Source organism: Asaia sp. SF2.1 (assembly GCF_000505765.1).
In the GTDB taxonomy this organism is placed as follows: domain Bacteria; phylum Pseudomonadota; class Alphaproteobacteria; order Acetobacterales; family Acetobacteraceae; genus Asaia; species Asaia bogorensis.
In genome coordinates this window covers 8,745-16,956 of the sequence record NZ_AYXS01000003.1, presented here as the reverse complement: position 1 = coordinate 16,956, position 8,212 = coordinate 8,745, and the positions used below count along the sequence as shown (strand labels likewise).

The 8,212-nt window shown below is 60.9% G+C and carries 6 protein-coding genes and 1 pseudogene; all 7 read right to left on the bottom strand.

Going from position 1 to position 8,212, the window contains the following annotated elements; all coding sequences use genetic code 11:
• Positions 1 to 1,388 (bottom strand): GspE/PulE family protein (locus P792_RS23420; RefSeq protein ID WP_023977704.1); only part of this gene is annotated, 1,388 nt, incomplete at its 3' end.
• Complete coding sequence (pilO2, locus tag P792_RS23415; protein WP_023977703.1) at positions 1,385 to 2,599, bottom strand: type 4b pilus protein PilO2; 1,215 nt, start codon at positions 2,597 to 2,599, stop codon at positions 1,385 to 1,387. The genes P792_RS23420 and pilO2, both read right to left, overlap by 4 nt.
• Entirely contained in the window at positions 2,596 to 3,117 is a 522-nt protein-coding gene (gene pilP, locus P792_RS36905; RefSeq protein WP_161630804.1) for a type IV pilus biogenesis protein PilP, read from the bottom strand. Before pilP ends, pilO2 begins: the two co-directional genes overlap by 4 nt.
• A 161-nt stretch (positions 3,118 to 3,278) precedes the next feature.
• Entirely contained in the window at positions 3,279 to 5,006 is a 1,728-nt protein-coding gene (locus P792_RS23405) for a hypothetical protein (RefSeq protein ID WP_023977700.1), read from the bottom strand.
• On the bottom strand, positions 5,003 to 5,923 hold the full coding sequence (locus tag P792_RS23400; protein ID WP_161630803.1) for a toxin co-regulated pilus biosynthesis Q family protein: 921 nt from the start codon (positions 5,921 to 5,923) through the stop codon (positions 5,003 to 5,005). Before P792_RS23400 ends, P792_RS23405 begins: the two co-directional genes overlap by 4 nt.
• Positions 5,924 to 5,966: 43 nt before the next feature.
• A complete protein-coding gene (locus P792_RS23395; protein WP_161630802.1) occupies positions 5,967 to 6,968 on the bottom strand; it encodes a TrbG/VirB9 family P-type conjugative transfer protein in 1,002 nt (333 codons plus the stop codon).
• A 133-nt stretch (positions 6,969 to 7,101) separates the two neighbouring features.
• A pseudogene (locus P792_RS37310) lies at positions 7,102 to 8,212 on the bottom strand (type IV secretion protein DotO); the annotation flags it as partial.

The window sequence follows — 8,212 nt, the reverse complement described above, 5'->3', positions numbered from 1 at the left end:
CCCTCGGTGCCCATATGGTTGCAGTGTTCGCAGCCCTCCGGATTGGCGCGATAGACGTTTGTCGTATCGCCCCATTCGCATAGCGCGCTGCGTGCAAGCCGCGGCATGCGTGCATCCTCGGTGGGCCAAGGCTGTTTGCAGTGGTCGCACAGGAGTGGAACGAGGCGTTGAGCGACAAGGCCAAGAATGATGGTGCTGTTGCACGTTACCCGAAAGGCCAGACGTTCGAAGGCCATGTTCTGCAGACGCAGAGGAAAGTCGAATATGTCATCGACGTGCAGGGTCGTCATGACTGCGTGACCCGTCTGCGCCGCATCGAAGCACGTCAGGGCGACTTCGGCATCTCGAATTTCCGCAATGTTGATGCTGTCGGGATCCATACGTAGCGCCGCGCGCATGTTGTCCTTGAATTGCGCGCCCGCTTCTTCCGCATTGACTGCGTTGATGACTTCGAGCTGCACGGATCCTGGAATGGGATACTCGACCGGCTGCTCGATGCAGATGTTGCGCTTGTCGGGCGAAATGCGTGCTTTCTCATTGGTGAGCTCGAGCATCGTCGTCGATTTGCCCGAGCCTGTCGGTCCCGTCATGATCACCGCGCCCGAGGGTTTGGATATCATGTAGATGAGGCGATCGACCTGCGTGTCGTCAAAACCCATGGCCTTGAGCTGGCATTTCCCGTCTGGGGCGCGCGGCATGCGAAGGCTAACGCCTACAGGCGTGACAGGGCGTGTCGTTGTCTTGCCGCGATACTGAAGGCGCAGCGACATGAAGCCACCGCGATTCATGGCGGGGTAGGACGGCCCTCTGACGATACGGACATTCTCCAGGCCTGAACCTTCAAGCTCCGTGCCTGGAATGCCACCGTCCTGGATCTCGAACTCCTTGACCTGATTGTCCTGGCTGGGGCCGATACGATACAGCGCGATCATGAGATCATGAGCGTCCTGAACCGTCAGGTCGCGCAGGTGGCGGATGCTCTTCTTGATGCGGACGCTGATTTCGGCGTGATCGCGAAGCACATGGATATGGATATCACTCGCGCCCAACGCTGCGCCCAGTCGGAGGAGTTCGAGCGCCTTTTCCATTGCCGTCTCGGCCGAGGCCCCGCCGCGATTTTGAGGCTGTACGATCCTGGCGTGAGCCCGCGCGTCGTCGCGCCGCCGCTGCAGATCGGCAAGGGCCTCATATTGTACCATATGAACCCTGCCCACCTCACCATCGAGCCATTCGAGCCATAAGCGCAGGTCCGAGTCGTTGCGCTTGGCGACATCAATATAAATGACGTCACGTTCATGGTCCTGGAACACATGCTGCTGCTGCGCGGGCGCCAGGCTCAGGCTGAGAGGCTTCTTTCTTAATATCGGCAGGTTTGATTTGAGTTTCATCGCTGCGCTCCTTGAAAGGTTGGGGCAGCTACCGAAGCTGCCATTCGGTAGCCTTCACCCGTCGTCACGACGCCCCCGGTCAGGGAAACTCCAGTTTGATGGGACAGGGACTGGATACGCAGCCCGGACACCTCGTCCCAGAACGCATTGCGTGGGTCTGACGGGAACACCCAGGAGACGCCGGTTGAGATATCGGAAGGTTGTCCGGGAGCGGGCGTCCCCGTCCCACCGGTTTGCGACAGAGTGATCTTTGGCCTGATACCGAGCGCCTGAAGCCATGAGACGAGCTGTTTGGTGCCATCACCTTTCGGATGAGGTCTCCGCGCAGGACGATGAAAGATCAGTTGAACCGTTTGGGTGATCCTGTCTCCATCCGCGCTCATGATGCCAGCAGGCGCGTCAGTCAGAGTGCCTCCCGCCCTTGACCACTCAAGGGTCAGTTTCCTGTCCGCACATTGCCAGGATGTCTGGATCCAGCCCTCGTAGAAAACAGGCTGATGAAGTATCCCTGCCATGCAACTCTCCACCCACTCTGACGGCGGGATCGGAGCATTGCGCAACGCGGCCTCGGCGATGATGCTCTGGCTGGCCGCTGCCTCGCGCTGTGCCTGCTCGGCCTGCAGACGTTCGACATGCGCACGCCATAAATGGTGGCCTTCATAGGCAATCAGGAGCGTGGCTGCTGCTGCCAGGGCGGGTTTCCATTGCGCCTGAAGCGAAACCTCGTGGAATCTGACCGTCTCTGGCTTGAGCGTTGCCAGTATCGTGTCGAGACCATGACCGTCGATAAGGCGCCTTTCGCTGAAGCGCCCCATTTCGAAACGTTCGGCAAATGCGTCAATGTCCCCGGATGCGACGATACGGTCTGTTCCTGGCAGGAGCATGGCGTCGTGATCGGTTGCGATGACCCATATGGATCCGTCAGGGAGACTGATCTGTGCGAAGACGTCAGCACCAAGCGTCCGCGCCATAAGCGGGGCGAGAGGGTTGCCACGTTTGAATGCCAGCTTCTTGCCACCCTCGGATGTCAGCATGGCCGCAAGATCGAAGAAGCCGAGCGCAAGGGGCGTCGATTTCATGACGACGTAGTGGGTTGCGCGCGAGGCTCTGGCACGCTGACGCAATGCAGAAGCGCCTGGCTGATTGCGCGCGGTCATCCATGTCGCACCGACGACCCATTCGGTATCGTTCGCGCGAAAGATCAGGCTCACCGGGGTATCCCCCCGCCAAGCATGGGATAAGACCCGGCAGGCAGCGCCTGACCTTGCGTCGGGGCGCGGTCATCTGCGACGGGCGTCAGAGACTGACCGTTGTCCATAGGCAACCGCATGAGCGTGTGACCGCGTCGCACATAGACCGTATTACCGTCGATCGCGGCTACTGACGTTCCATCCGGAAGAAGGCTGCCGCGCGTGACGTCAACCGATCCGCCCTCCGGCAGGCGCAAGGTGGCGGTCGGCCGGTCCTGTGCATCGCTCAGGATCATGACGATGACCGGGAGCCGCGGTGGGAAGGGTTTTTCAGCCACTTGAGGCACGGTCTGGATTGGTCGTGGCGCAAAGGAAGGAGGCATGGCAACGCCGGGATATCCGGGCAATACCGGAGGCAAAGCCGACGTTGACACAGGAGCGCTACCTCTCTCCTTGTGGCTCTCGACCTCCTCGATTTTCGCTTTGGCTTCTGCCGCTTTCTGAAAATCGTTCAGGGCGTGAAGACAGGCTTCATTCATGGACAGCTGCTGCGCTGAAAGAACGCCATCAGCTCCGGGCTCCTGGAGATGAGCTGCACATTGGGGAATGGCGGCTATGGCCGGTTGCACCGCCGAGCCCATGCAAAGAGCCATTGTGAGACGTTTCACAACGAGTATCGGGGAAGAGGATCGCGAACGCATCATAGCGTATGTGCCTCCACAGTGACGATAATCTGTGTCTTGTTGGTCTGTGCCTCGCCGCCGCCGCCGAACAGCCAGTTCATCGCATTGCCCGCTCCCGTCCGGTTTCGCGACGAGGCATCGTCTATGTAGCCGGTGAGCATCAGCGTGCTCCCTGACTTGAGAACAACCTGGTTCTCGAGCGATGTGCTCGAGGTTCTGGGTTCCTGGATCTGCGAGCCGTTCTGCCCGAATGTCGAGAGGTTCAGCAGGGTCTGGAGCACGACATCGAGATGGAGCATGATGCGGTCGCCGATGATTTTCGGGGTAACGTGCCCCGCAAAGCCGCTCATGACGATACCGGGCTGGATGCTGGAAGACGCGCCGGCATTGGTCGCCAGAACGGCCGAGGTCGAGGCCGCGTAGGTGTCGTTGATACCGTTCTGGAATGGCGCCGTGACGTTGTTCGTGGTCACGACAGGACGCTCGTAGAGCTCGGTGACATTGCCGATCGTCGAGAGCGCCTGAAAAGCCCCGCCGGACCCAGCGAATTGTCCTGCAGTGCCCTTGGTGGAACTGAGGATGGTTGCGCCGAAATTGAACGGGGTCGTTGACGACTGGATAATAGGGGCGGCTACCGGCACCATCGTCATGCCGTAGGTTTTTGCCGCACTTTCGAATGCGACCTTGGGGCTCCATCCGTACCCCGTCTCATGCGTGAATTTCAGGGTGTAGACATGGATGTCGACCGCGACCTGTCTGAGCATCGTGTCGCTCAGATCGTGCATCCAGTCCGTGATACGGTCCAGCTCTTCGGGATTGCCGGAAACGGAGAGCGTGCCGAGCCCCTCATCCGCGAACACGCGCCCCCCGCCCGCCATCATCTGGGCTGTCTGCTGCAGACCTTTCCAGCGATCGGCTTTGGTCGTGTAGGAAACCGACGACATGCCGGTCGAGGCGCCGGACGAGCCTGAACCGCCTCCCATGCCCCCCGACATGCCGCTGGATCCGGAGGACATGCCGCCGCCCGATCCCCCCATGCCGCCGGAGCTTCCCGAAGCGCTTCCACCCGTATAGGCGGAGATTGAATCGCTGATCGTCGTGGCGCCGCTGAAGGCCGGCACGATGAAGGTCTTCGTCTTGTTGCGAAAGAACTCCTCGTGATCGTCACGCCATTCCGCCCAGACGCCATAGCGGGTTGCGATCGTCTGGAAGAGGCCGTTGCAATTGCCTTCGTACTGGATCCACCGTCCAGGCCCATGCCAGTTGACCAGATCGATGCCGTGGGTTCTGCCGCCTGACATGGATGACGTCTGGTTGCCCGACAGCGAAGGTGGTGCGGGGAGTGTCTGGCCGTTGAAGCTGACCGGGCTCGCGGTGGGTAGGGCCAGCCCGCCCGAAGCCCCGCCATTATCGTCGTCGGCATCGGATGCGACGATCACAGGGACATGGGTAATCCTGGATGCCAGGATCGCGGCATCGCGCAGCGATATAGGTCGCGCGATGGACATGGTCGCGCGTGGCTGAAGAACCGCCGGGATCGTCGCCTGGTCCTTGACTGGTTCGCCGAGCAGATAGGGGGCATCGACCGAGCTTACCAACGCCGTCTGCGGGATTTTCTGCTGCTCGATCGTCCGCTGCGTCTCGTCTTCACGCTTTTTGGCAGCATCGAAATCCTGACACCCCGAGAGCATCGCTGCGAGCCCAACACTTGCGATGAGACGGCGTGACAAAGAGGAAAGCGTCAATGGCCCTCTCCCATATTGGTGACGACGGCGACATGGTTCGTCGTCCAGAATTTGAGGCTGAGCGCCTTGCCCTGCTGGGACAGTGCGCGAATGACCTGCGAAAAGACGCCATCCTCGAGACCCTGGGGGTCGAGATGTTCGTAGGGGCCAGTGAAAGTCGTTGTCACAGGGACGACCCAGTTCATGTTTTTGGGCCAGATTACTGTCCATCCGGCGCGATCCCCCCAGGCCAGCATCTGGTCTCGGATGGGTTGTCCCTGCACCAGAGACCAGCTCTGTGTGGCGACGAACGGTACAGGCACCACCGCAGGCGGAGCGACGGCCATTGGCGTGGCCGCAGCGGATGCCTGCGGCGCAATGGGCAACGGCGTAGTCGACACGACGCCCCCACGCCGTTTGTCGGACCAGGTCTGACCGACACTCTGCGGTGTCAGGACCAGAGGGCCATTCGACTGGGCAAGCATCTGATGGGTCAGGCGCGCATCGTCAGGGATATGCAGCGCGAGCTCGGGAGAAGGCCGCACGGTGCAACTCCCGGTCGATACCAGAACCTGATCGGCATCATGGGTGTAAAGGCAGGTAGCGCTGGCCTGGTCCACATAGAGGGCAAGCTGGACATATCCATCGACGGGCGCGATGCGATACTGCACCGAATGCGCCATGGCGTATGAGGTCCCATCGGACCACACCGCAAAGCCGCGCTCGCGCAGGCTGTCGTCAAGCAGTCGGCCGATATGCATCTGATCCGTGTCCTCTACCGGTGCGACCAGCAGGGTCGAGCGTGTCGGGGCGAGGCTTGCGGCGAGGATGTCGGCAATCGTCACGGTCAGCCGCGAGGCGTCCCTGAATGTGATGCCAGGGGCAACCTGAGACGATGTGTCCGCAGGCATATCCGCGCAGCCGGTAATGCCGGTCATGATCAGAGCGCATGCCGCGGCCAGGGAGGGAGTGCCACGCATCTCAGTGCTTTCCGTCATGTCTGATATGGAGGGTTTTTCGTGCCGAGCCGGATCCTGCGCTCAGCATGAAATCCGTGAGAACATCTTCGACAACCAGTGTGTCGGCGACGAAGTGCTGCAGACGCGGTGTGGTACGTTGGGGCGCGATGACGCTCAGATCGGGGTTACTCACCACACCATGCGGCGGGAACTCGATCCAGGTCTTGCCGTGCTCGCTATAGACGCGAATGGGTTTCCAGGGCACGTCGGGGCCTTCGATCGTGAACCCGAAATCAGCCGCTCCCGCCTGCTGGAGGGCAGGTCCGATTGTCGCCTGGGCAATCTCGGGCTGTGTGCCCGGGTCGTTCCTGCTGTAGACGAAGTGCACACGCGGCATGGAAGATGCCTGTGGATCCAGCAGCCAGATATAGGTTCGGCGATCTGTCGAGATACGCAAAGCCGCCTTGCGCGCATTACCGCGCGCAGAGAGCGCCACTGCAGGTGCTGCATGCACGCCATGAGCGCCCGCAATCAGATGAGCCTGCCAGCCGGAGTCAGGGGAGAGCACGATGTCATCGGCCGTGCCCTTTTCTCCACGTTCAAGCCAGATGAGGCAGACCGTCTCGGGCGCGCATCCAAGGCGGGGCGTTCCGTCGGCGTAAGCGAACCAGGTTACGCCACCTTTACCGGGGATCGGGGTCGCGAAATGCGTTGTGGCGATTTGCGCCGGGCTTGCGGGGATTAGGTCCTCGCTCCAGCGCGTTGCGGGAGTGGCCTGAGGCTGGCTCGTGACAGCGTGCAGCGACAGTGGGGCGGCGAGCTGCAAGGCTACCGTGTTGCGCGCAGGCGTTGGCAACCGCCCATTGAAGTCGACCAGAAAGTTGCGGGTCTGATCCAGCGCCCGGTCCAATTGCTCTTCCGGATTGGCCATGCCCGGCACGCGTACCGTTACCGGTTCGTCGGGCGATCCCGCGCAACCGGCTAACAACGACAGGCCGAGGAAGAAGAGAGAACTGGATTTCATACCCTGAGCGTCAGGGATGGCGATCCAGAGAGCGAGCGATAAAAATGCGTCTTTGCGCTTTTTTTCTTGAAAGCTTTCAAAAGCGCTTAAAGCAAAACACTGGCGGGCCTCAGATGTGCCAGCACCCATCCCGTCACGCGTCGCCGCTCCCCCGAAGAACGGCGGCAATCCCGGTACAATCCCTGATTTCCTGTGCCAGGGCGACGACTGCGCCAATTGGAGTGCCTCCTTCGTCGAAGGACGCGTTCCCCGTGGTGTTCTTGCGACGGTCGATCTCCGGCACAGCCGTTCCCTTTGGAAAGACGCGGGCCAGGCGGCGTCTCGCCTCGGCAGGCCCAAGGCTTTCATACAGGCGCGTGCGCAAGCCGCGATCGACCGGATCGGTCGTCAGCGCCCAGAGTTCGATCGGCCCGAGCTGGTTGATAAGCATCTGCTCGTACCAGACGTTATTGACCTTAATCTGCAGCAGGAAGGGCGCGCCCGATCCGTCTTTTGCCGGACCGTTGAGGCGGTTTTTGACGATCTCACGTGAGGCATTCGTCAATCCGAAAATATCGGCCATGCGACCGGCCTGTGTCTCGCTTCCTGCACCGAAGATAAAGCGGCCTGTCGAGTTCTCTGTCAGGAACGCGCCGAAATCCTCGGGTGCCGTACTGGCGATGCCCAGGCTCAGACGGTATTTTGCAGATTCACGCGCAACGAACTGCACCATATTGCGGACGTTTTCGCTCTGGCCGGTGCGATGATACTCGTCAGCTTCCAGGCGCTTGTAGGTCTCCCGATATTCCGTGAATCGTGCCCGATGATATTCACGCACCAGCTCAGGCATGCCGAGTGCGTCCTGGGGATCGGTCGTGAGCTTGCGCGAAACCATGAAGAAGCCGAGCAGATACATCATCTCGGTCTGACGCAGGGCGACGTCTGTCTGATCTTTGGGGCAGATGCGCTCGACATCGAGGGCAACGATACGCGCATCCCCCAGATCGAGGCGTGTGCATACGCCAAGCGTTGGAAACTTGCGGATGAAATGCTGGATGTAGTCGCAGAAGATATCGGTGATGTTCTCCTGCGCGCCCGTTGGCCGTACCCGCTCGAAATGGGAGATAATGCGCGTGTCACTGGCTGCCGCGATCAGGTCGCGCATTTCGGGAGAGGCCTGACGCTGGGCGAACCCGGCCAGACGCCATTCCTGCGCAGCGCACAAGGCATCCACGATGTCGAGCCAGAGCGTCGTGTCGCCAAGA